Raw genomic sequence first — 23,493 nt, 5'->3', positions numbered from 1 at the left:
CCCGAGGTGTACGGGCTGCCACCGGACCCGGTGGTGACGACCCGGGACCTGCCGGCCATGTGGAAACGCGCCGGCCTCGCCGCCCTCACCATGGCAGCCGCCACGGTGTTCGCGTTCGTCGGTGGTCGGCCATGACCGACACGCCCCCGAACGAGCCGGCCGGCGCACGGTTCCGCGCGTTCCAGGACCGCCTCGACCAGGCCGTCGGGCAGCGCCAGCGCGGCCGGGGGCGCGGCCACGACGGTGAGCAACTGACAGTGCCGGTGGCCGACTTCACCTCCTACTACGGCCGACCGGTCCTCAAGCCGCCGGTGTGGAAGCACGACATCGCCGGTTACCTGTTCACCGGGGGCCTGGCCGCCGGCGGCGCGCTGATCGGCGCGGGCGCCCAACTGACCGGACGGCCCGCCCTGCGTCGGGTGGGGCGGTGGACGGCCCTCGGCGGTGTCACCGCCAGCGCGTACCTGCTGGTGCACGACCTCGGCCGGCCGGAGCGCTTCCACCACATGCTCCGGGTCGCCAAGCTGACCTCGCCGATGTCGGTCGGCACCTGGATCCTCACCGTCTTCGGGCCACTGGCCGGTGTCGCCGCGATCGCCGAACTGGCGCCGCGGCTGCCGCGACACGGCGTGCTCGGCCTCGCCCGCCGGCTGGCACCCCCGGTCGGCAACGTCGCCGGCCTGGCCGCCGCGGCCACCGCCCCGGCGCTTGCCACCTACACCGGGGTGCTGCTCGCCGACACCGCCGTACCGTCCTGGCACGACGCGTACCCCTCGTTGCCCTTCGTCTTCGCCGGCAGTGCGCTGGCCGCCGCGTCCGGGGTCGGACTGATCGCGGCGCCCGCCGCCCAGACCGCCCCGCTGCGGCGACTCGCCCTCGCCGCGGCGACCACCGAGATGGTCGGCGGTCGCCGGCTGGAGCGGATGGGCCTGACCGGTGAGCCCTACACGCACGGTCGCAGCGGCCGACTGATCCGGGCCGGGCGGGTGCTGCTGGGTGTGGGCACCGTCGCCGCGTTGTTCAGCCGGCGGAGCCGGATCCTGTCCGCGCTCTCCGGCGCCGCGCTTGTCGCGTCGTCGATCGCCACCCGGTTCGGCGTCTTCGAGGCGGGCACGGCGTCGGCGCGCGACCCGAAGTACACGGTCGTGCCGCAACGGGAGCGACGCGATCGCAGGGAGGGCCGGTCGCCGGCCGAGAAGGGGACATAGCTCGACCGGCAGGCGCCAGCCAATGAGCCAGCAGACGGGGGACTCAGCTCATGGCACACACCGCAACCGATAGTGGAAGATCCGCGCCGACGCGGGGCCGATGGGGTCTCGTCGTCGCCGCGGTGCTCGTCCAACTCGCGCTCGGCGCGGTGTACGCGTGGAGCGTGTTCAACAAGCCGTTGCAGGACGAATTCGGCTGGGCCAAGTGGGAGGCCGTGCTGCCGTTCGAGGTGGCGATCGGCACCATCTTCATCGGTAGCCTGATCGGCGGGCGCATCCAGGACCGGCGCGGCCCACGACCTGTCGCGCTCGGCGGTGGCGTGCTCTACGCGGTCGGCAACATGCTCGCCTCGCTCACGTCGTCCGAGGACGACCTGTGGTTGCTGGTGCTCACCTACGGTGTGCTGGGGGGCATCGGTCTGGGGGCCGCGTACATCACGCCGATCGCGATGCTCGCCAAGTGGTTCCCGGACCGGCGCGGCCTGATCACCGGCATCGCTGTCGCCGGGTTCGGCTTCGGCGCCGTGATCGTCGCGCCGGTGGCGAAGGGGCTGCTCAACGGCACCGACGATCCCACCCACGTGTTCTTCCCACTGGGCGTCGCGTACCTGATCGCGATACTGCTCGGGGCGTCGTTCTTCCGTAACCCGCCGGCGGGCTACCAGGTGCCCGGGTTCACGCCCAAGACCGCTGGTCGAGCCCTCGCCGGTACCCGGGTCTACACCCTGCGCGAGGCGCTGCGCACCAGGCAGTGGTACCTGCTCACCGGCATCCTCGCGCTCAACGTCACCTGTGGCATCGCGCTGATCTCGCAGGCGTCCGACGCCGCCCAGGTGATCACGGGGGCCAGTGCGGCGGCCGCCGCCACACTTGTCGGCGTGCTCGGTCTGTTCAACGGGGCCGGGCGGGTGGCCTGGGCGTGGTTGTCCGACCGCACCGGGCGGATGTCGGCGTTCCTCGGGATGCTCCTGCTCCAGGCGATCTGCTTCTTCATCCTGCCGCACGCCGCGTCGCTGGCGCTCTTCGCGGTCCTTGCCGCACTTGTCTACCTGGCGTACGGCGGCGGTTTCGGCACGATGCCCGCCACCGCGGCCGACTACTTCGGCACCCCCAACGGCGGTGCCATCTACGGCGCGATGATCGTGGCCTGGAGCATCGGAGGGGTGGTCGGCCCGCTTGTCACGTCGCTGCTCTACGAGGCGAGCGGCAAGAGCTACACACTGCCGTTCACTGTCATCGCGATCGTCGCCCTGATCGCCCTGATCCTGCCACCGGTCACCCGGATGCCCTCGGACCCAGAACCGTCCCGGTCGCGCTGACGCGGCGCCCGCCCGACCTCGTCGATCATGGAGTTGTGGTGGGGGACAAACTCCTCGTTGTCCGCCAAGTCAGGCACCACAACTCCATGATCGACCCCGCTGGGGGCCTGGGGCCGGGGTCAGCTGTTGCGGGCGAAGCCTCCCTTGGGCGCGATGATCTCCAGGTTGGTGCCGTCGGGGTCGTTGAAGTACGCGACCTCGGTGCCGACGGCGGCCGGCGGGTTCACCTCGCCGGCCGCGAAGGTGTACGGCTGCCCGAGAAACTCGAACCCGGCCTCGCTCATCCGGTCGAACACCGCGCGCACGTCGTCGACCTGGAAGCAGAGGTGCATCGAGCCGGGTCGGTTGGCCGCGACCTGGGCGGCGTCACCGACCGGCTCCTGGAACTGGATCAGGTCGATACCGAGGTTGTCGAGGTTGAACGTGGCGTACCGCAGCCTCGTCGTCGGCAGCCCCTCCGACTGCGCGAACCCGACGCCGTGCATGTTCTCGTCGCGGACGACCGGTTCCGTGCCGAGCAGCGCCTGGTAGAACGCGACCGAGCGGTCGAGGTCACGCACCGCGATCCCGACGTGCGCGGCCGACCTGAGGCCGATGGACACCGTCGAGGGGTTCGGGAATGTCATCGTGACTCTCTCCTTACCAGCGTTCTTCGTCGCCGTTGCCGATGCTGATCTTCGCGTCGTACCCGTCACGGGACCGGTTCATGCGGCCGGACCGGCACCGGCAGGACCGACATGCGCGCCCGGAGCAGCGCGGCCTCCTCGGTGCGACGTTGCACGTGCAGCAGATCCACCGCCTCCTGCCACGCCTGCTGTGCCTCGGCCCGCCTGCCCATGCTCGTGTACAGGTCGCCCAGGCTGGTCAGGCAGTCGACCTCGCCCCTCGTGCTGCCCACGTCGGCGTACACCTGGCGGGCCTGCTGGTAGTGGGCCAGCGACTCGGCGTGGCGTTTCGTCTGATGGTCGATGTAACCGAGGCTGTGCAGGGCGTCCGCCGCGGCGTCCGGATGCCGGTGGCGACGGTACAACTCGACGGCCTCCTCGCAGGCGGTACGGGCCTCGTCGTACCGCCCCAGGTGGGCAAGGGCCCAGCCGACACCGTTCAGGCTCCGCGCCTCCTCCACCGGATCACCGAGGGACCGGAACGTGTCGAGCGCGCGCCGGCTGTGGGCCAACGACAGGTGGTGGTCGCCCTCCATCGACCAGGTGACGCCGAGCGCGAAGTCGATGCGGCCCCCCTCGGCGAGGTCGCCCGCCCGCTCGGCGTACGCCATGGCGACCTGGAAACGTGCGACGGTTGCCCCGATGTCGCCCAGCCAGTGGATGGCCTGCCCGAGGAACCGGTGGGCCATGGCCTGGACGGCAGGGTCACCCTCGGCGTCGGCGGCGGCGACCCCGGCCTGCCAGACCGCCAGCTGGTCGCGCAGGCGACCCCGCCGGGCGTGGAAGGTCGCCAACGCGCGGGCCACCTGCCACACCTGCCGGTGCCAGCCGTGGCGCACGCCGACCTCCTGGACGCTGAGCAGGTGCGGGTGTTCCCTGTCGAACCACGCCATCGACTCGGGTACGTCGCGCAGCTGTTCCGGCGTGCAGCCCGGTGCCGGACGGCCGATCGTGACCGGCGGGCGCCGCGGGTCCAACAGGCGGTCGGCGGCGTAGGCGGTGTGCAGGTAGAAGTCGACAAGACGACGCAGCGCCTCGTCGCACGTCTCGGCCTCCAGCGTCTCGGTGGCCTGCTCGGCGGCGTGCAGTCGGACGAGGTCGTGCATCCGGAAGCGGCCCGGCACGTGCTGGTGCACCAGGTAGGTGGCCTCCAACTGTCGCAGCAGCTCCCTGGCCCGGCTCGCCGGCACGCCGACCAGGCTCGCCACGGCGGCGAGGCTGATGTCGTCGGTCGGCACCAGGCCGAGGAGGGCGAAAACCGTCGCGGCCTCGCGTGGCAGGGCGGCGCAGGACGAGGAGAACACCGCCCGCAGATTCACGTTCAGCTCGCCGGCGTCGAGGGCGTCGAGGCGGGCGGAGGCGTCCCGCAGCTCGCGGGCCAGGGTGGCCAGCGGCAGCTGGGGGCGGGCGGCGGCGCGGGCGGCGACGATGCCCAGCGCGAGCGGCAACCCGGCGCACTGGTCGACGAGCGTCGAGATGGCCGCGGCTTCGGCGCTGACCCGCTCGGGGCCGAGGTGCCCGATCAGCAGTTCGCGGCTCTCGTCCGCGGACAGCACGTCGAGGGCGATCGGGCGGGCCCGGTGGGTGGCCGTCAGGGCGGCGAGCTCGCGCCGGCTGGTGACCAGCACCGTGCAGGTCGGGCTGCCGGGAAGCAGCGGTACGACCTGGTTGGCGTCCCGGGCGTTGTCCAGCACGATCAGCATCCGTCGTCCCGCCAGGAGGCTGCGGTACAGGGCGGCCTGCGTGTCCGGATCAACGGGCATCGCGTTCGGTGCGACGCCGAGGGCTTCCAGGAAGCCGCGGATCACGGTGCTCGGCGGGACCGGACCGAACCCCGGACCAAAGCCGCGCAGGTCCGCGTAGAGCTGGCCGTCGGTGAACCGGTCGATGTGCGTGTGCGCCCAGCGCAGCGCCAGCGAGGTCTTGCCGATCCCGCCCGATCCGCCGATCGCCGAGATCACCACGGTCGTCGCGGACCGTTCCCCCTCGGTGGCGGCGGCGGTGAGGTACGCCAACTCCTCGGCTCGGGCGGTGAACAGGCCCGGTGGCGCCGGCAGTTGACGGGGGACCACCGACGGCGCCTGGCGGTGCGGCTGCTCCGGCGTGGCCAGGGTGGGGTCGGCGGCCAGGATCCGCTGGTGCAGGTGCTGTAGAGGGGGACTGGGGTCGGCGCCCAGCTCGTTGGCCAGCCGCAACCGGATCCGCTCGTAGTGCTCCAGCGCCTCGGCCGGCCGGCCGCGTCGATGGAGGCTGAGCATGAACTGACCGGCGATGCGCTCGTCGAGTGGACGCGCGGCGGCCCGCGCCGGCAGGTGGGCCAGCAGTTCGTGGTGCCGGCCCAGCAGCAACATCAGATCCGCGTGGTCCGACTCGGCCTCGAGCCGTTGCCGGTCCAGCCCGTCCCGCACGCCGTTGAACCAGGGGCTGTCCAGTCGGGCGAACGCCTCGCCCCGCCACAGTCCGAGTGCCCGCTCGAACAGCGTCAGCGCCCGATCCCGGTCACCTGTCGACCGGGCCTGGTCGACGAGGCGGTGGAAGCGGTGCAGGTCCACCGACTGCTCGTCCACGGCGAGCACGTATCCGCCCGACCGGCGGGCGATGTCCGCCCCGGGGGCGGCCGTCAGCGCCTGACGTAGCCGGGACAGGTAGCTGTAGAGCGTGTCCCGTACGCCGTCGGGCGGCTCTTCCCCCCAGACCCGCACGACGAGGCTCTCGACGGAGACGAGCTGGTTGGCGTCGGCGAGCAGGGCGGCGAGGACGGCTCGCTGGCGGAGGCTGCCGAGCGGCAGGGCTCGGCCGTCGAGGTGGGCCTGGATCTCACCGAGCAGACCAAACTCGACGGCCACAGCAGACTCTCCTCGACTCGATGCTCTTCGTCTGTCGCTACGTTTGGCTGACGCGGGGGAGGCGGTGGCCGTTGACCCGGTGGCCCGGCGAGACGGCCGCGCTGTCTGCCCACATCAGGCAGGCGTCAGGCTCTTTCGACGCGCGGATGCCCACGATCGGTCAGCCGCAGCCCGACGCCTCGTACCGCTTCGATGCTGGCTCCGGTGTCAAGCTCGTGCAGCTTGCGCCGCAGCCGCTTCACCAGGGACTGCACGTCCGCCTTGCGTTCTCGACCCTCGTCGCGCCAGACCGACCGGTGCAGGTCGGCGTAGCTCCAGACCCGGACCGGCTCGGTGGTCAGGCAGATGAGCAGGTCGTGCTCCAGCCGGGTGAGGTCGACCTCGCGCTCGCGGTAGCGGGCAACGGATCGGGCCGAGTCGATCACCAGGGCGGAGCTGGGCGTGGCGGGCGGCGACGCGGACGCGGTGCCCGGCTGCCGCGTCGCGGACGACGTGCTGCCCGGCTGCCGTGGCACGACGATCAGTCGGCGTAGCTCGTCGAGGTCGGCCACCAGCAGCAGCGGCGCGATCCCGGCGAGGCGTTCGGCGAGCCGGATCCGCTCGGCCGGCGACGAGGTAACCGCGATCAGGAGCGGGAACGGCTCGTCGGCCGAATCACCACTGCTCCACGTCGCCTCGTCGTCCTCGGCCACCGCACCGCCCGGGATCGAAGGGCATCCCTGCCCAGCTCTCGTCCTGCTCCTGACAATGATTGGCAAACGCGCCGCCAGCAGGGCAACTCTTAGCGACAAGTTGCTCACGGCAAGTTCTTGATCGTCCGTTCTTCTCGATCATAGTGTCCAGTCGGGCAACCAGCGTGACCCGCGCGGTGCATGGGGAGGCATGGAGGGTTCGATCGCTCGGTACGCCGAGATGATTCTCCCGCACCCTCACCATGGCCCATTGACACCCTGGGTCGTTCTGAGGGAGGCAGCACCGATGTTCAGACGTCCACAATGGCGGCGCGCAGCCAGATCACTGGTGAGCGCCGGGGCGGCGACGATCCTCGCCGCGACATGTTTGGCCACCATCGGTTCCGGCGCACAGGCCGCGCCGGGCGCGACGGCGGCAGGGGACAAGATCCGACCGGAGCTCGCCAAGCAACTACAGGCCAAGAGTGAAGGGGACTTCTGGATCCGGTTCAAGGACCGGGCGGACCTGAGCAAGGCCAGCGCCATCATGGACTGGTCCAAGCGTGGCACGGCGGTCGCGGACACGCTGCGGCAGACCGCGGCGGCGAGCCAGGGCAAGATCCGGGCCGAGCTCGACAGCTCCGGTGCGAAGTACCAGACCTTCTGGGCCACCAACGCGATCAAGGTGAGCAGCGGCTCGCTGGCGATGGCGCAGAAGTTCGCTGGTCACGCCGAGGTCGAGGGCCTCTACCCACCGGTTGCCTACAAACTGCCCGAGACGATCAAGGGTGCCGACGAGAAGACCGTGAACGCCCTGGAGTGGGGCGTCGCCAACATCAACGCCGACGACGTGTGGTCCCGCTACGGCGTCAAGGGCGAGGGCATCACGGTCGCGAGCATCGACAGTGGGGTGCAGTTCGACCACCCGGCGCTGGTGAACTCCTACCGGGGCAACAACGGCGACGGGACCTTCGACCACAACTACAACTGGTTCGACGCCGCCGGCACCTGCGCGACCGCGCCCTGCGACGACGACGGCCACGGTACGCACACGATGGGCACGATGGCCGGCTCCGCCGGCGCGAACCAGATCGGTGTCGCCCCCGGGGTCACCTGGATCGCGGCGAACGGTTGCTGCCCCACCGACGCCGCCCTTGTCGAGTCCGGTCAGTGGATGCTCGAACCGCTGGACCTCACCGGCCAGAACGCGGACGCGAGCAAGCGACCGAACATCATCAACAACTCGTGGGGCACCCGAGACCCGTCCAACGAGCCGTTCATGGAGGACGTGACGGACGCCTGGGCGGCGTCCGGGATCTTCGGCGTCTGGTCCAACGGCAACAGTGGGCCGGCCTGCCAGACCAGCGGCTCGCCGGGCAGCCTCGCCAGCAACTACTCGACCGGCGCGTACGACGTCAACAACAACATCGCCGGCTTCTCCGCCCGGGGCGCCGGGCAGAACGGCGAGATCAAGCCCAACATCTCGGCGCCGGGCGTGAACGTCCGGTCGAGCATCCCGGGTAACGGCTACGGCAGCATCAGCGGCACCTCGATGGCAGCGCCGCACCTCGCCGGTGCGATCGCCCTGCTGTACTCGGCGGCCCCGTCGCTCGTCGGTGACGTCGACGCGACACGTGCGCTGCTCAACGGTGCCGCGATCGACAAGGCCGACAGCCAGTGCGGTGGCACCGCCGCCGACAACAACGTCTACGGCGAGGGCCGGCTGGATGCCCTCGCGTTGCTCGACGCCGCGCCGACCGGCGACATCGGCACCCTGGCCGGCACCGTCACCGACGCGGCCACCGGCGCCCCGATCGCCGGGGCGACCCTGACGCTCACCGGCCCGACCGAGCGTGTGGTGACCACCGGCGCCGACGGGAAATACTCGACCCAGCTTCCCACCGGTGACTACCAGGTTGCCGTGGCGGCGTTCGGTTACGCAGGCACCACCAAGACGGCGACGGTCACCAAGGCCGCGACCACGACGCTCGACGTCGCGTTGGCGCCGGTGGCGAGCGTGAACGTCACCGGAGCGGTCACCGACGGCTCCGGCCACGGCTGGCCGTTGTACGCGAAGGTGACAGTGACGGGCGTGTCCGGCGTCTACGACTACACCACGCCGTCGAACGGCCGCTACAGCCTCAAGCTGCCGGCCGGGCAGACGTACACACTGAAGTACGAGGTGCAGTACCCCGGATACCAGACCGTCACCAAGCAGGTCGTGGTCGGCGCGGGCAACACCACCGCCAACGTCGCCGTGCCGGTGGACACCACCACCTGCACCACCGCGCCCGGCTACACGACCGGCTCCGACGGTGAGTACGAGACCTTCGACGGCACGACCACGCCGGCCGGCTGGACGGTCGTGGACAACGCGGGCAGCGGTCAGGTCTGGAAGTTCACCGACGACGGCGCCCGGGGCAACCTGACCGGCGGCAGCGGCAACTTCGCGATGATCGACAGCGACGACTACGGCGCGGGCAGCAGCCAGGACACCTCCCTGGTCAGCCCGGTGGTCAACCTGGCCGACGTCACCGCCCCGGTCATCCGGTTCAACCAGGACTTCAACCAGCTCAACGACGACACCGCGGACGTCGATCTGAGCATCGACGGGGGCGCCACCTGGACCAACGTGCTCCGCCAGGAGACCGACGTCCGGGGCCCGAAGGTGACCGAGATCCCGATCCCGCAGGCGGCCGGCCAGGCGCAGGTGCAGGTCCGGTTCCACTACTACGACGCCTCGTACGAGTGGTGGTGGGAGGTCGACAACGTCCTGATCGGCAGCCAGATCACCTGCGTGCCGATCGACGGCGGTCTGGTCGTCGGCAACGTCCGCGACAAGAACGACAACAGCTACGTCAATGGCGCGACGGTCACCAGCAAGGACCGGCCCGCCGAGAAGGCCGTCACAGTGGCGACGCCGGACGACCCGGAGTTGGCCGACGGCTTCTACTGGATCTACTCGACGCTGACCGGCACGCACCCGTTCACCGCGACCGCCGGCAACTACGTCAGTCAGACCAAGCAGGTCGACGTCGAGGCCGACTGGGCGACAGTCGCGAACTTCCAGCTCGCGGCCGGCCGGCTGTCGGTGACGCCGACGCAGCTGAGCGCCACGCTCCAGATGCCCAACGGCAAGGCCAGCAAGACGTTCACGGTGACCAACACCGGTGGCGCGCCGGTCGAGGTCAAGTTCAGTGAGCGGGACAACGGATTCGAACTCCTCCGGGCGGACGGATCCACTGTCACCAGGCAGCAGGTGCTCGGTGGCGCCGGAGCGCCGGCGCAGCGGCTCACCGCCGCGACGTCCTTCGCCGCGAAGGCGTCCGGCAAGGAGGCCAAGGCGGCCGCCGCCGTGGCTGGTCCGCAGGCCGCGCCGTGGACCGACATCGCCGACTTCCCGTCCAACATCATGGACAACCGGGTGGTGACCCTGGACGGCAAGGTCTACTCGCTCGGCGGTGGCGACGGCACCGCCTCCACCGCGAAGAACTACGCCTACGACCCGGTCGCGCAGACCTGGACGGCGATCGCCGACCTCCCCGGTGCCCGCAACGCCGTGACGGCGGGTGTCGTGGCGGGCAAGATCATCGTCACCGGTGGCTGGGGTGACTCGGGGCCGGATTCGGCCACCTGGTCGTACGACCCCGGGGCCAACACCTGGACGGAGCTGGCCGACAACCCGGCGCCGCGGTCCGCGGCCGGTCAGGCCGTCGTCGACGGCAAGCTGTACGCCGTCGGCGGCTGCACCACCGCCGGCTGCACGCCGATGTCGAACAGCGTCGTCCGGTACGACCCGGGCAGCGACACCTGGGAGACGCTCGCCAACTACCCGAAGTCGGTGGCCTTCGCCTCCTGTGGCGGAATCGACGGCACCGTCTACTGCACCGGCGGCAACGACGGTGCCGCCGCGCAGAAGTCCAGCTACGCCTACGACCCGGGTGCCAACACCTGGACCACCATCGCCGACGCGCCGACCGACAACTGGGCCAGCTCGTACGCCGTCGCCAACGGCAAGCTCCTCGTCGTCGGTGGTTCGCAGGGTGGGGCGATCAGCAACGCGGGCTTCGCCTTCGACCCGGCCGCCGGTTCGTGGTCCAACCTGCCGAACGCCAACACACCGCGCTACCGCGGCGGGGCGGCGTGCGGCTTCTACAAGATCGGTGGCTCGTCCGGCAACTTCAACGCGGCCCCGGACAGCGAGGTGCTGCCGGGCTTCGAGGGCTGCGCCGAGTCGGCGGCCGACGTCAGCTGGCTGAGCATCGACAAGTCGGCGGTCACCCTCGCACCGGGTGCGAAGGTCACTGTCACCGTCACGATGACGGCGAGTGTGGACCAGCCGGGCACCTACTCCGGCTCGGTGGCGATCGCGGAGAACACGCCGTACACTGTCGCGCCGGTCGCGGTGACCATGACCGCGAACCCCCCGAAGACGTGGGGCAAGCTCATGGGTACGGTCACCGGCACCAGCTGCCAGGGTGCGACCTCGCCGCTCACCGGCGCGGTCGTCCAGGTCGACTCGTGGGCGTCGTCGTTGACCTTCGCCACCGACGCCGAGGGCAAGTACGCCTACTGGGTGGACCGCCGCAACAACCCGATCACGATGATCGTCGCCAAGGACGGCTGGAAGCCGCAGACCCGTCAGACGAGGATCAACTCCACCACCCCCACTGTGGAGAACTTCGCGTTGACGCCGATCAAGTGCTGACACCTGAGCGGTAGCGCGGACGTCCGGCCCGCCTGGTCACCGACCAGGCGGGCCGGACCGTGTCCACCGGATCAGACCGGGACGAGCCGGAAGCCGACCCCGCGCACCGAGTGGATCGTCGCCGCGGCGTTCAACCGGGCCAGCTTGCCGCGCACCCGGCGGACCACCGAGTGCATGTCGGAGTTGCGGCCGAGGTGCCGGTTGCCCCAGACCTCGAGGTGCAGGCGCTCGTAGGTCCAGATCTGGCCGGGCGCGTGCACCAGGCAGAGCAGGACGTCGTGTTCCAGACGGGTCAGGTCGATCTCCTGGTCGCGCCACCGCAGCACCCGGCGGTCGGAGTCGACGGCCAGCTCCGGTGGTGGCGGCTGTGGGCTCGGCGCGACCTCGGCGCGCATGGCCGCGGCCGGGGGAGTCGCCACGGGAGGCGTGTCGGCCACCCCGAGGAACTCCCGCGCCTGGTCGACGGTCGAGACGATCAGGAAGGCGTCGCTTCCGCCGAGCAGTCGGGCCAGCTGTCGGCGTTCGGCCGGTGACGACGCGATGCCGATGACCAGGCTGGCGACTGGAATTTCCTGCATTCCCCCACCCCTTCCGGTTCCCCAACTCACTCCGGATGGATTTGTCGCACCGTCGAGAAGAAACATCGATCGGCGACCTGACCCTAGTGGCGACTCGTCTCGGCCAGGTAAAACATCGTCGCATGCAAGCAGATGAATTTGACCACGTCGCAGCGCCGGTCCGGCGGCGTGCGGCAGTCCGAAGGTGGTTGTGACAGAACCAAGACATTGCGTGTACGCCGTACGGACCTGTCGGGGCGAGCATGGCCGCCATGCCCATCGGATCGTCGTACCCCGTCGGGCGGTCGACGCCCGGCCCGCACCCGGCGCGACCGCTGCCACACGCCCGCGCTGCCGTGCCGCTGGGCCTCCGGCTGCTCGCGGCGTCGCTGTGCGGCCTGCTCGCCCTGACTCTCACCGCCGCCGTCTTCGTGCGGACGTATCCCGGTCAGTGGTTGGACGGCTTACTCCTGCCGCGCGCCGAGCGGGGCGGGGGATACGAGCAGCGGACCGTCCTGGTGGGGCCGGCCAAGACCGTACTCGCCACGTTCGGCAGCCCGACACTCCTCGCCGCCCTGCTCGGCGCGGTGCTGCTGGTGGGCGTGCTGCGCCGTCGGCTGGTGGCGGGCGTCGTCGGCGTGGGCCTGGTCCTGTGCGCGGTGGTGCTGGCCGGCGCGGGGAAGTCCGCGCTGCCCCGCCCGGATCTGGGGATCGACAGTTCGACCACCCACAACAGTTTCCCCAGCGGGCACGTCGCGGCGGCGACGGCGCTGCTGCTGGCGTTCATGCTGGTCCTGCCCGGGTGGGCCCGGCGGTGGTTGGCGGTGCCGGGTGCGGCGGGTGTCTCGGTCATCGCCGCGGCCACGATGATCGCGGGCTGGCACCGGTTCAGTGACGCGCTCGGTGGCGTACTGCTGGGGGTGACGGTGTGCTGCCTGGCCGCGGCGGCGCTGGCGGCCCGGGGCGACCGAGGCCCGGACGGCCGACCGGACGGCGGCAGCCGGTGGCGCGGCCTTCCCGGGGCGGCGCTCGGCCTGGCCGCGCTGGTCTGGGCGCTGGTGGTGGTCGTGCCCGGTCTGGCCGTGTCCGTGCAGCGCGGGGCGCTCGTCGCCATCGTGGCCGCGGGCGCGATGACGGTGTTCCTTGTGGGTTCGGTGGTGTTCCTGGTGCGGTCGACGGATTTCGCCGGTCCGCTTCCCGCTGGTCGCCGCGCGTGGCCACGGTCGTCGACCGGACCACAAAAGATCTCATGATGGGATACTTGGCGACATGTCGCAGGTGCTGCTGATCGAAGACCACCAGACGGTGCGCGACGGGCTGCAACTGGCGCTCACCCGTCAGGGCCACACAGTTCACGCCGTGGAGACGGGTGAGCAGGGGTTGGAGCGGCTGCGCACCACGCCGTCCGACGTGGTGGTCCTCGACCTCATGCTTCCCGGAATGGACGGGTTCGAGGTCTGCCGCCGGATTCGGCAGCTCGGCGACCTGCCGATCATCATGCTCACCGCCCGCAACGACGACATGGACGTGGTGGCGGGCCTGGAGGCCGGTGCCGACGACTACGTGGTCAAGCCCGTGCAGGCCCGGGTGCTCGAGGCGCGCATCCGCGCGGTGCTCCGACGCACCGGAGGCGAGTCGCGGCGTCCCGCCGGCGAGCGGGCCGGTGTGGAACAGCACGGCCCGCTGACCATCGACCGGGCCGCGCTGGTGGTCAGCAGGGACGGGACGCCGGTCAGCCTGGCACCGACGGAGCTGCGCCTGCTGCTCGAACTCTCGCACACCCCGGGCCAGGTGCTCAGCCGCCAGCAACTGCTGGAGGCCGTGTGGGAGCACGGATATCTCGGCGACTCGCGACTCGTGGACGCGTGCGTCCAGCGGCTGCGTGCCAAGATCGAGACTGACTCGGCGGCGCCGGTCCTCATCCAGACGGTGCGCGGTTTCGGATACCGGTTCGGGCCGCTGTGAGGTTCTGGCGCTCGATCGCCGCCCAGGTTTCGGGCCTACAGGTCCGGCTGCTTCTGGCGTTCGCGCTGCTGGGGATCACCACCACGGCCGTCGTGGCCAGCGGCAGCTACATCCAGGCCCGGACCGTCATCCTCCAGCAGGCGCAGGACGCCGCGGTGATGTCGCTGACCGACCAGCTCACCAAGGGCTATCCGATCGCCCAACTCCCGCCGACCCAGGATGACCTCGAACTGATGGCTCAGCGTCTCAGCGACCGGGAGAGCTTCGCGGTGGTCATCTACCGGGACCTGCGGGCGCAGGGCTCCGAGGGCCCCGACCTGCTCACCCCCGAGCTGCGCCGGGACGTCGGCGACGGCCGGATCGCCTGGCAACGTGTCTCGGCTGACGGAGAACCCGTCCTGCTCATCGGCACCCAACTGAAGCTCGACCGACCCGACGGCACGTCCCGACCGTCCGGGCTGGAGGTCTACTCGGTACGCACCCTCGCGCCGGAGCAGCAGAGCATCGACCGGCTCGCCAGCCTGGCGTGGCTGACCGGCGGGCTGTCCCTGCTCCTCGCCGTCCTGCTGGCCCTGCTGGCCGCCCGGGGTGTGCTGCGACCCGTCCGCGAGCTGGGCCGGGCTGCCCGCCGCCTCGGCGAGGGCGACCTGAGCACCCGGCTGACGGTCCGGGGCACCGACGAGTTGGCCGACGTGGCGCGGACCTTCAACGACACCGCCGGGACGCTGGAACGACAGGTCGGTGAGCTGCGGCGGATGGAGTCCGACGCCCGCCGCTTCGTGGCCGACGTCTCGCACGAACTCCGGACGCCACTGGCGGCGATGACGGCGGTCACCGACGTCCTCGACGAGGAGGCGGAGCACCTACCCGGTGACGCGGGCCGAGCCGCCCGGCTGGTCAGCAGGGAGACGCAGAACCTCACCCAACTGGTCAACGACCTCATCGAGGTCAGCAGGTTCGACTCCGGCACCGCGCGGCTGGCCCTGGACGACGTGGACGTGGCGGCGGCGGTGACCGCGACACTGCGGATCCGGGGCTGGGTCGACCGGGTACGCGCGAACCTGCCGCCCGGAGTCGTGGCCCGGCTCGATCCGCGTCGGCTCGACGTCATCGTCGCCAACCTGGTCGGCAACGCCTTCCGGCACGGCGCCGAGCCGGTGTCCGTACGCCTGCGCGCCGACCCGGACTGGGTGACCATCGAGGTGGCCGACGAGGGGCCGGGACTGGACCCGCAGGTGCTGCCGCACGTCTTCGACCGCTTCTACAAGGCCGACACCGCGCGCACCCGCTCCGAGGGCAGTGGCCTCGGCCTCGCCATCTCCTGGGAGAACGCACGCCTGCACCGCCACGGCGACCGGCGGGGGAGTCTCGTCGCCGACAACGCCCCCGGTGGCGGCGCGGTGTTCACGCTGCGCCTCCCGCGCGACGCGGCGGACACCGCAGGTGCCCGGTGACCAGACGTGCTCTCCTCGCCGGTGGCCTCCTGCTCACCCTGCTCGCGACCGGCTGCGGGGTACGCCCCAGCGAGGTCATCAGAGGCCGGCAGGCGGTCAGCGGCCCGTCGCAGGGCGTCGGGCTCTATCTGCTCGCGCAGGGCGAACTCGTGCTGGTCCTCCGCCCGGCCCAGGCGGACGCGTCGCCCGTCGACGCGCTCACCCTGCTCGCGGCCGGCCCACAGGAGAACGAACGCGAGCAGGGTCTCACCAGTGCGGTGCCGGCCGGGTTCGACCCGGTCACCGTGACGTCGGGGGCCGACCGATCCGCCGGCCTCACGGTGCGGACGACAATCGCGGCGCGGTCGTTGTCGTCGACAGCGGCCGACCAGATCATCTGCACGGTGGCCGACGCCGCGGCCCAGGTCGGCCTGGCGGAGGATGCCATCCCGGTCACCATCGTCGGGTCCGACGGCGCCCGGCCGCCTCGGCCGTGCCCGCTCAGCTGACCGAGGGCCGACCGCCGCTGTGCGCCAGGTCGACGGGTCGCGCCTGCCGGGGCAGCCCGCTGTGGCGTACCCCGTCCTGGTCGACGAGCGCGCCGGCGATCAGGATGTCGATCAGCTCGGCGAACCCGAGACCGGCCTTCGCCCAGATCTGCGGGAACTGCGACGCGGCGGTGAACCCGGGGAACGTGTTGACCTCGTTCACGATGGGCTCCGGTGACCCCTCGGCGGGGAGGAAGAAGTCGACCCGGAGCAGCCCACGGCAGTCCAGGGCGCGGAAGGCGCGGATCGCCCGGTCCTGGAGCACCTCGGTGGTCTCCGCGTCCAGCGGGGCGGGGATCTGGAAGGCGGCCCCGCCGTCGTACTTCGCGTCGTAGTCGAAGAAGCCGGCACCGGTCACCCGGATCTCCAGCGGCGGGCCGGCCTGCACCCGCCCGTCCGGGTGCTGGAGGACCGCCACGTCGATCTCCCGCCCGCGCGCCCCCTGCTCGACGAGCACCTTCGGATCGACCTGACGGGCCTGCTCCAGCGCGGCGGGCACCCCCGCCCACTCGTCCACCTTGACCACGCCGAGGCTGGACCCGGCCCGAGCCGGCTTGACGAAGATCGGCAGGTCCAACCGTCGCCGGTCGGTGGACGACAACTCCTCGCCGGGACGCAGGGTCACCCCCGGGCTGACCCGCAGGCCCTCCGCGGCGAGAAGCCGCTTGGTGACACCCTTGTCCATGCCGGCGGCGCTGGCGAAGACACCGTTGCCGACGTACGGCACACCGAGCCATTCCAGCAGCGACGCCACAGTGCCGTCCTCGCCGTACGGGCCGTGCAGGGCCGGGAAGACCACGTCCTGGGCACGTAGCACACGCAGCGCCTGGGGCAGCGTCGTCGGGCGACCGCCGACGTGCCACCCGCCGTCGCGGTCGATGAGCACCTCGGTGACCTGGTACCGCTGCCGGTCCAGGTTGGCGAGGATGCTCGCCGCCGACCGGCGGGACACCTCGTGCTCGCCGCTCTGCCCGCCAAACAGCACTGCCAGTCGGGTTGTCATGAAGTCCGTGCCCTTTCGTGGAGGTGGTCGCGGGCCACCCGGGGCCCGATCCCGGTCAGGATCTCGTGCGGGTTGCTGCCGGCCCAGCGGGCCCACTCGACGACAGTCGGTGGGCTCTGGTCACCCTCGGCCGGGCCGAACACCACGACCGGGTCGCCGATCGCCACCGGAAGGTTTCCGGCGTCGACAACGCACTGGTCCATGGCGACGCGTCCGACGATCGGGCACCGCCGACCGCCGAGCCACACCTCGGCGCGGCCGCCGGTGGCGCGGGGCAGCCCGTCGGCGTAGCCGAGCGGCAGCAGCGCCAGCGTGGTGGGCACTGCGGTGACGTGTTCGGGGCCGTAGGAGACGCTCGTACCGGCGGGCACCCGCTTGACGTTGACCACACTCGTGCGCAACGTCATCGCGGCCCGCAGCCCGAACTCGCCCGGACCGTTCGCCCCGAACGGGTCCACGCCGTACAGCGCGATCCCGATCCGGCAGAGGTCGAAGCGTGTCCGGGGTGCGGCCAGCGCGGCCGCCGAGTTGGCCAGGTGAACCAGGTCCGGGTCGAGGCCGGCGGTGCGGGCCACCCGCAACGCCTCCTCGAAGGTCGCCACCTGCCGGTGCAGCTCCGGGGCGCCCGGCAGGTCCGCGTCGATGAGGTGGGACCACACCCCGCGTACCCGGATCGCGCCCTCCCGCTCGTACTTGCGCGCCCAACCGACCAACTCCGGCCAGTCGTCCCCGGCCGCCCCGTTGCGGGACAGGCCGGTGTCCGCCTTCAACTGCACCATCGCCGGTACGCCGAGCAGGTGGGCCGCGTCGACGACGGCATGCAGGTGCGTGGTCGTCGACACGCCGACGTCGACGCCGGCGTTGACCAAGCCGCCGAAGTCGTCGTCCGGCCGGTGCAGCCAGCTCAGCGTGGGCGCGGTCACCCCCGCGTCGCGCAGGGCCAGCGCCTCGGCCACCGAGGTCACCCCCAGCCAGCGGGCGCCGGCGTCCAGCGCGGCACGGGCCACCCGCACCGCGCCGTGGCCGAACCCGTCCGCCTTCACCACGGCCATCAGGTCGGTGCCGGTGACCGAGGCGATGGCCCGCACGTTGTCGGCGATCGCCCCGAGGTCGACAATCGCCTCGGCCAGGGTGCTCATCCGGACGCCCCCGCCCGGCGCGGGCCGGGGAGCGCGAACAGCCAGCCGGCACGAACCGCCAGCAGCCCGCGATGCACGGCCAGGCTCAGCCCGATCACCGACCCGGTGAGCAGAATCGGATAACCGAGCACGATCAGGCCCTGAGCGGACCGATCCAGCCCGGAAACCGGTACGAGCAACAGCCGGTGCAGCAGGGCCAGGACCGGCATGTGGATGACGTAGATCGGCAGCGTGATGCGGCCGAGCCTAGCCAGCGGCTCGCTGAATGCCGACCATCGGGCCAGCCGGGCAGCGGCGGTTATGCCGAAGATCACTGCCACGACCGAGACCAGCGTCCACACGCCGAACCACTGCTGGGCGCCGGCGGCGGCCATCGCGGCGAGCGCGAGCACGTAGGCGCCGGAGGTCACCACGAGGCGGCCTCGGCTGGCGGTGGCCGCCCAGCGCTCGATCTGCGGTCGCAGGGACAGGCCGGCGAGGAAGAAGACCAGGTTCTGGTAGAGGCCGGCACGGTTGCCCGGCGTGTCGAGAAGGCCGGCGGCGGCGATCGCGGACAGCGCCGCGGCGGGTACCAGGACCAGCGCCCGGGGCACCCGACGGGTCGCCTTGGCGATGGTGAAGTACAGCGCGAGCGCGTACAGGTACCAGAGGTTGGACGGCGTGATGGTGAGTTGCTCCAGCAGGCCGCGGGCGGTGGTGGCGCGGTCGGTCGGCAGTTGCGGGACGGCGGCGAGGACCGCGGTGTGGATCAGCAGCCAGACGGCGTACAGGTAGAGGAATCCGGCGATCCGGCCGCGGGCGACGACCCGCCACTGCCGTTGCGCGGCGTTCGCCGCGAAGACGCCGGAGATGGTGAAGAACAGCGGCATCCGCAGCGGCAGGAACTGCTCACCCAGCGTTCCCCACAGGCCGGGCACCGGTACGCCCACGTGCCAGTCGATCTGTAGGTAGTCCTTCACCACGACGTGCCACAGCACGACGAGGATGATGCAGACGCCCTTCGCCGCGTCCGCCCACCGCGCCCGGTCCGACCGTCGGCCGGCGGGGACGGTCCCGGTCCCGTACCGGTGGCGAAACCGGACGCGCGTCGCGTCGGGCGGCGTGTCGACGGGCCGGGACTCGGTGGAAGACAACTGTGGGCTCACCCATCCGAAGCTGCCAGCCGGATATCCCCGGGTGATCCACGAATTGTCATGATCCGGTAATGGACCCGGCAAGCCCTCGACGCGTCCCCTAGGCTCGATGCGGAGGTGTCGACCATGAAGCTCGGGCTGCATTACTGGAACTACTCGACCCCGGCCGACCCGGCCGCGATCGCCCCCACCCTGGCGCAGACGGCGACCACCGCCGAGCAGGCCGGCGTCGCGTCGTTCACGGTGATGGACCACTTCTTCCAGATGGACGCGGTGTTCGCCGCCGAGGAGCCCATGCTGGAGGCGTACACCACGCTGGGCTACGTCGCGGCGAGGACCCAGCGGATGACGTTGGGCGTGCTGGTCACCGGTGTGATGTACCGGTACCCGGGGTTGCTGGCCAAGACCGTGACGACCCTCGACGTGCTCTCCGGAGGCCGGGCCCGCCTCGGCATCGGCGCCTCCTGGTACGAGCGCGAGCAGCTCGGGCTGGGCGTACCGGTGGTGCCGGTGGCCGAGCGGTTCGAGCGGCTGGAGGAGACGCTGCGCATCTGCCTCCAGATGTGGAGTGCCGACGACGGCCCGTTCGACGGGCAGCACTACCGGCTCGCCGAGACCATCAACTCACCGCAGCCGTTGAGCCGCCCGCACCCACCCATCATGATCGGTGGCGGAGGCGAGAAGAAGACTCTGCTGCTGGTGGCGCGCTATGCCGACGCCTGCAACCTGTTCGGCCGTGCCGGTGTCGACGACGTGGCGCGCAAGCTGGACGTGCTGCGCGGGCACTGCGCCGCCGAGGGCCGCGACTACGACACCATCGAGAAGACGGTGGTCGCCTCCCGGTCGCCGCTTGACGACACCGACGCGTTCCTCGCCGAGGTCACCGACTACGCGGCGCTCGGGGTGACCGAGGTGCAGGTGACGCCGGATCGGCACCCGGTCGATTTCGCCCAGCGGCTCGGCGACGAGGTGCTGCCGCGGTTGGCCGACGTCGGCTGAGCCCGCTGCGCGAAATTCGGTGGTCGTGGGGCTGTCCGCGGTCCAGCGGGGCCCGCCGTGCTCACCAACGAACAGATCATCGGACAGGCCCTGGACCGGATCGAGGCAGGCCGGACAGAAACGACACGGTCGCCTCGCGTACGGGAAGGTCGGCGGCATATGTGTCGCTCGTAGCGACGCAGAACCTCGATGACGGTGATTCCGGGAAGGACCACCTTCATGCCGGGGTTCTGCGTCTTCTCGTTGCACCGCAATCCGGGCGCGTCCGGACCGCCGATCGAGCCAGCTACTCGAAGTCCTTACTCGGAAAGGCCCAGTGGGGGATCAGCAGGGGGTCAGCTGCCAGGTCACCTTCGTCACGTTGACCGGTATATACAGGTCGCCCCCGGTCCCGCCGGCAGGAGCGCAGTTTTTGAAGGGAATCGACGAGCCGAAAGTGAACCCGGAGATTACGGCGTCGCGGCCTGTGCCGTTGTAGAAGTTGAATCCCTGGATGCTGCCGGTCCACTCGCTGTTGGTCGTCAGAGACGGCGTCTCCACGGGACCCTGCGGCGGGTGGTTCCAGTTGGGCCAGATGCAGAGCATGCCCTGCGGGCAGTTCCCGGACCCCCAGGCTTGTATCGACACTCCGGGTGCTGCCGCCGAGGCGGTGGGGGCGGCGGCCAGCACGCCCGCGACGGATGCGGCGATGGCGATGGCGATGGGTTTCAACAGCACGGTTCACCTGCTTTAGATAGATTCTTGTAGATGCAAATTTAAACTACCGGCGGAAAATTGACACGTCAAGCACCTGAAACGACGTAGTCCGGCGGGTCAGTCGGAAGCCGGCGTCCACCTGTGTCTGATGACGATTGAGGTAGTTTCAGGCGCCGGCACGGACCACCTGCGGTGGACCCGGAGATGACAGCCTGAGCACGGGCGAGGGCTGTCCTCCGCAGTGCGGGAGGACAGCCCTCGCCGGTGATCGGTCAGGCGACTCGGTGACGGGTCAGGCGACCGAGGCCGGGAACCGTTCCCACACCCGGTGCGCGGCCATCAGCTGCTGCACGGCCGCCAGCGCCTCCGGACCGGAATTCGCCGCCACGATGCCGGGGGTGCCGGCGACGCCGGCCTGCTCCAGCACTGTGACGCCGGCGCCCCAGGCACCGATCGCCTTGGCGTGCCGCCAGCACTCCTCGACGAGCAGCAGCACGCGGGGATCCACTGCGGCCGGCCCCGGCTTACCCGCCTTGGCGTCGCGGGCCGGGGTGGCATCGGGCGCGGGCGCCGGCGCTCCGGCCAGCAGGACCGCGTCGAACTCGACGGACCGGCCGGTGGCGAAGGTGCGCTGCACCGGCAGGTCACCGACCAGACCGCCGTGCGGGGCGATCAACAGCGGCACCATGCCCGCCGCGAAGACAGCCCGCCGGACCTCGTCGACCCCGTCCAGGTCGCCGGCGGGGTCGACGACGATTCCGACGGTACGACCGTCACTCGGCCACTCCCGGCCGACCTGCGACAGCGCCGGGCTGGGCGTGACGTCGGCGAGCGGTGCCGTCGGCTGTGGAGCGGGCAGGCCCAGACCGGTGGCGACCTGTTCGCAGAGCACCGGGTCGATGTTGGCGAGGCTCTGGAGCTGACGTTCCTTGATCGCCTGGTGATAGCACTTGCCGAGTTCGAAGGTGTACGCCCGGATGATGTGTTCCTTCTCGACCGGCGACATACTCAGCCAGAACAGGCGTACCTGGCTGTAGTGGTCGTCGAACGAGGCCGGGTTGGCGCGTACCTTCGGTGCCTGCGCCACGGTGACCGGCACGTCGACGAAGGCGTGTTCGGCGTCCCCGGCGGGGAACGGGTTGCCGCCGTCGAGCGAGTTCGGCCGGTACGGTGCCACGCCCGCGTGCACGGCGTGCTGGTGGAAGCCGTCGCGCAGCATGTCGTTGACGGCCGCGTGTGGGCGGTTGATCGGGATCTGCGCGAAGTTGGGCCCGCCCAGCCGGGTGAGCTGCGTGTCGACGTACGAGAAGAGTCGGCCCTGCAACAGCGGGTCGTTCGTGACGTCGATGCCCGGCGGCAGGTGGCCCAGGTGGAAGGCGACCTGCTCGGTCTCGGCGAAGAAGTTCGTCGGTGTCCGGTTGAGCACCAGCCGGCCGATCGGCTGCACCTCGGCCAGCTCCTCCGGCACGATCTTCGTCGGGTCGAGCAGGTCGATGCCGGCGAAGGTCTCCTCCGGGGTGTCGGGGAAGACCTGGATGCCCAGCTCCCATTCGGGGTACGCGCCGGCCTCGATCGCGTCGTAGAGGTCCCGCCTGTGGAAGTCCGGGTCGAGGCCGCCGAGTAGCTGCGCCTCCTCCCAGGTCAGGGAGTGCACGCCGAGCTTCGGCTTCCAGTGGAACTTGGCCAGCACCGTCTCCCCGGCCTCGTTGACGAGGCGGAAGGTGTGCACGCCGAAGCCCTCCATCGTCCGGTACGAGCGCGGGATGCCCCGGTCGGACATGTTCCAGATGGTGTGGTGCTGTGCCTCGGTGTGCAGCGACACGAAGTCCCAGAAGGTGTCGTGTGCGCTCTGCGCCTGGGGGATCTCCCGGTCGGGGTGCGGTTTGCCCGCGTGGATGATGTCGGGGAACTTGATCGCGTCCTGGATGAAGAAGACCGGCATGTTGTTGCCGACCAGATCGAAGGTGCCCTCGTCGGTGTAGAACTTCGTCGCGAAGCCCCGGGTGTCCCGGACCGTGTCGGCCGAGCCCCGCGAGCCGAGCACCGTGGAGAACCGCACGAAGACCTCGGTCTCGCGCCCCTTCTTGAGGAAGCCGGCCCGGGTGACCGCCTCGGCGGTGCCGTACGCGGTGAACACGCCGTGCGCGCCGGCACCGCGGGCGTGCACCACGCGCTCCGGAATGCGTTCGTGGTCGAAGTGCGTGATCTTCTCCCGCAGGTGGTGGTCCTGGAGGAGCACCGGCCCCCGTGGGCCGGCCTTGAGTGAGTGGTCCGTGTCGCGCAGCCGCGTGCCGTTCGCGGTCGTGAGGTAGGCGCCCTGCTGACCGTTCGCGGTGGTCGGTGCGCCGGTCTCGGCTCCGGTCGGCGTCCGCGTCTGCGGTGCGCCCTGCTCCGGCTTCGGTGGCAGCGGGTCGTGCGGCGTCGTCGGCTCCTCGACGCTCGGTGGCGCGCTACCAGGTGCACCGGGGACATCCGGGGTCAGGGCGTCGGCGATCTTTCCCGAGGCCGTCTTCACGGCGTTCTTGACCGCCTCGGCGGGCTTGCTCTTTTCCACTGAACGAACCTCTCGATGGAGCTGTACGGGCAGGCGAGTGCCCTGCTAC

At 71.0% G+C, this 23,493-nt stretch carries 17 protein-coding genes and 1 pseudogene; 9 read left to right on the top strand and 9 right to left on the bottom strand.

The features are described from left to right. From AB0A95_RS23685 to AB0A95_RS23675, 3 genes and pseudogenes are all read left to right on the top strand, one after another. Window positions 1-135 (top strand): annotated as a pseudogene (locus AB0A95_RS23685) (4Fe-4S ferredoxin); the annotation flags it as partial. Then, window positions 132-1,208 carry an NrfD/PsrC family molybdoenzyme membrane anchor subunit gene (nrfD, locus tag AB0A95_RS23680; RefSeq protein ID WP_357557917.1) on the top strand — a complete coding sequence of 359 codons (1,077 nt, stop codon included), beginning with the start codon at window positions 132-134 and terminating at the stop codon, window positions 1,206-1,208. The pseudogene AB0A95_RS23685 and the gene nrfD, both read left to right, overlap by 4 nt. Window positions 1,209-1,258: 50 nt before the next feature. After that, a complete protein-coding gene (locus AB0A95_RS23675) occupies window positions 1,259-2,527 on the top strand; it encodes an OFA family MFS transporter (protein ID WP_357557915.1) in 1,269 nt (422 codons plus the stop codon). A gap of 119 nt (window positions 2,528-2,646) precedes the next feature. Here AB0A95_RS23675 and AB0A95_RS23670 read toward each other — a convergent pair whose 3' ends face one another. The 3 genes from AB0A95_RS23670 to AB0A95_RS23660 all read right to left on the bottom strand — a co-directional run bounded on the left by AB0A95_RS23670 (window position 2,647) and on the right by AB0A95_RS23660 (window position 6,730). After that, window positions 2,647-3,153, bottom strand: coding sequence for a VOC family protein (locus tag AB0A95_RS23670; RefSeq protein ID WP_357557914.1), 507 nt, complete (start codon window positions 3,151-3,153; stop codon window positions 2,647-2,649). 65 nt (window positions 3,154-3,218) lie between these two features. Then, a complete protein-coding gene (locus AB0A95_RS23665) occupies window positions 3,219-6,038 on the bottom strand; it encodes a BTAD domain-containing putative transcriptional regulator (RefSeq protein ID WP_357557913.1) in 2,820 nt (939 codons plus the stop codon). A 125-nt stretch (window positions 6,039-6,163) separates the two neighbouring features. Continuing rightward, complete coding sequence (locus AB0A95_RS23660) at window positions 6,164-6,730, bottom strand: winged helix-turn-helix domain-containing protein (protein WP_357557912.1); 567 nt, start codon at window positions 6,728-6,730, stop codon at window positions 6,164-6,166. Window positions 6,731-7,058: 328 nt separating this feature from the next. Here AB0A95_RS23660 and AB0A95_RS23655 point away from each other — a divergent pair, with 328 nt between their 5' ends. Further along, the gene (locus AB0A95_RS23655) at window positions 7,059-11,417 is read left to right on the top strand and encodes a S8 family serine peptidase (protein ID WP_357557911.1); all 4,359 of its coding nucleotides are present in this window, start codon (window positions 7,059-7,061) and stop codon (window positions 11,415-11,417) included. A 71-nt stretch (window positions 11,418-11,488) separates the two neighbouring features. Here AB0A95_RS23655 and AB0A95_RS23650 read toward each other — a convergent pair whose 3' ends face one another. Beyond that, window positions 11,489-11,995: a winged helix-turn-helix domain-containing protein gene (locus AB0A95_RS23650; RefSeq protein ID WP_357557910.1), complete on the bottom strand. Its 507-nt coding sequence runs from the start codon at window positions 11,993-11,995 to the stop codon at window positions 11,489-11,491. A 251-nt stretch (window positions 11,996-12,246) separates the two neighbouring features. Between AB0A95_RS23650 and AB0A95_RS23645 the strand changes: the two genes are divergently transcribed. The 4 genes from AB0A95_RS23645 to AB0A95_RS23630 are packed head-to-tail and all read left to right on the top strand — an operon-like array spanning window position 12,247 to window position 15,881. Continuing rightward, window positions 12,247-13,227 (top strand): phosphatase PAP2 family protein, encoded by a 981-nt coding sequence (locus AB0A95_RS23645; protein ID WP_357557909.1) that lies wholly within the window; start codon window positions 12,247-12,249, stop codon window positions 13,225-13,227. A 16-nt stretch (window positions 13,228-13,243) separates the two neighbouring features. Then, on the top strand, window positions 13,244-13,939 hold the full coding sequence (locus tag AB0A95_RS23640; protein ID WP_357557908.1) for a response regulator transcription factor: 696 nt from the start codon (window positions 13,244-13,246) through the stop codon (window positions 13,937-13,939). Further along, on the top strand, window positions 13,936-15,393 hold the full coding sequence (locus tag AB0A95_RS23635) for a HAMP domain-containing sensor histidine kinase (RefSeq protein WP_357557907.1): 1,458 nt from the start codon (window positions 13,936-13,938) through the stop codon (window positions 15,391-15,393). The genes AB0A95_RS23640 and AB0A95_RS23635 overlap by 4 nt, the downstream gene beginning before the upstream one ends. Then, window positions 15,390-15,881 carry a hypothetical protein gene (locus tag AB0A95_RS23630; RefSeq protein ID WP_357557906.1) on the top strand — a complete coding sequence of 164 codons (492 nt, stop codon included), beginning with the start codon at window positions 15,390-15,392 and terminating at the stop codon, window positions 15,879-15,881. Before AB0A95_RS23635 ends, AB0A95_RS23630 begins: the two co-directional genes overlap by 4 nt. Here the strand turns inward: AB0A95_RS23630 and AB0A95_RS23625 are convergent. The 3 genes from AB0A95_RS23625 to AB0A95_RS23615 are packed head-to-tail and all read right to left on the bottom strand — an operon-like array spanning window position 15,874 to window position 19,207. Beyond that, window positions 15,874-16,923, bottom strand: a complete 1,050-nt coding sequence (locus tag AB0A95_RS23625; RefSeq protein WP_357557905.1) for a D-alanine--D-alanine ligase family protein — start codon at window positions 16,921-16,923, stop codon at window positions 15,874-15,876. The two genes, AB0A95_RS23630 and AB0A95_RS23625, sit on opposite strands and share 8 nt — an antisense overlap. Then, window positions 16,920-18,062 carry an alanine racemase gene (gene alr, locus AB0A95_RS23620; RefSeq protein ID WP_357557904.1) on the bottom strand — a complete coding sequence of 381 codons (1,143 nt, stop codon included), beginning with the start codon at window positions 18,060-18,062 and terminating at the stop codon, window positions 16,920-16,922. The genes AB0A95_RS23625 and alr overlap by 4 nt, the downstream gene beginning before the upstream one ends. Further along, window positions 18,059-19,207, bottom strand: coding sequence for an acyltransferase (locus tag AB0A95_RS23615; protein ID WP_357557903.1), 1,149 nt, complete (start codon window positions 19,205-19,207; stop codon window positions 18,059-18,061). Before AB0A95_RS23615 ends, alr begins: the two co-directional genes overlap by 4 nt. 114 nt (window positions 19,208-19,321) lie before the next feature. On the opposite strand from AB0A95_RS23615, the gene AB0A95_RS23610 reads away from it, so the two are divergent. Next, a complete protein-coding gene (locus AB0A95_RS23610; protein ID WP_357557902.1) occupies window positions 19,322-20,194 on the top strand; it encodes an LLM class F420-dependent oxidoreductase in 873 nt (290 codons plus the stop codon). A 324-nt stretch (window positions 20,195-20,518) separates the two neighbouring features. Here AB0A95_RS23610 and AB0A95_RS23605 read toward each other — a convergent pair whose 3' ends face one another. Together AB0A95_RS23605 and AB0A95_RS23600 are read right to left on the bottom strand one after the other, a co-directional pair. Next, the gene (locus AB0A95_RS23605; RefSeq protein ID WP_357557901.1) at window positions 20,519-20,911 is read right to left on the bottom strand and encodes a hypothetical protein; all 393 of its coding nucleotides are present in this window, start codon (window positions 20,909-20,911) and stop codon (window positions 20,519-20,521) included. Window positions 20,912-21,182: 271 nt separating this feature from the next. Continuing rightward, window positions 21,183-23,444: a catalase gene (locus AB0A95_RS23600; protein ID WP_357557899.1), complete on the bottom strand. Its 2,262-nt coding sequence runs from the start codon at window positions 23,442-23,444 to the stop codon at window positions 21,183-21,185. Window positions 23,445-23,493: the final 49 nt, after the last annotated feature.

The sequence above is a fragment of the Micromonospora sp. NPDC049230 genome (assembly GCF_040647875.1).
Lineage (GTDB): Bacteria > Actinomycetota > Actinomycetes > Mycobacteriales > Micromonosporaceae > Micromonospora.
Note: the sequence above shows the minus strand (reverse complement) of the source record. Positions and strands in the feature narration are given on the sequence as shown.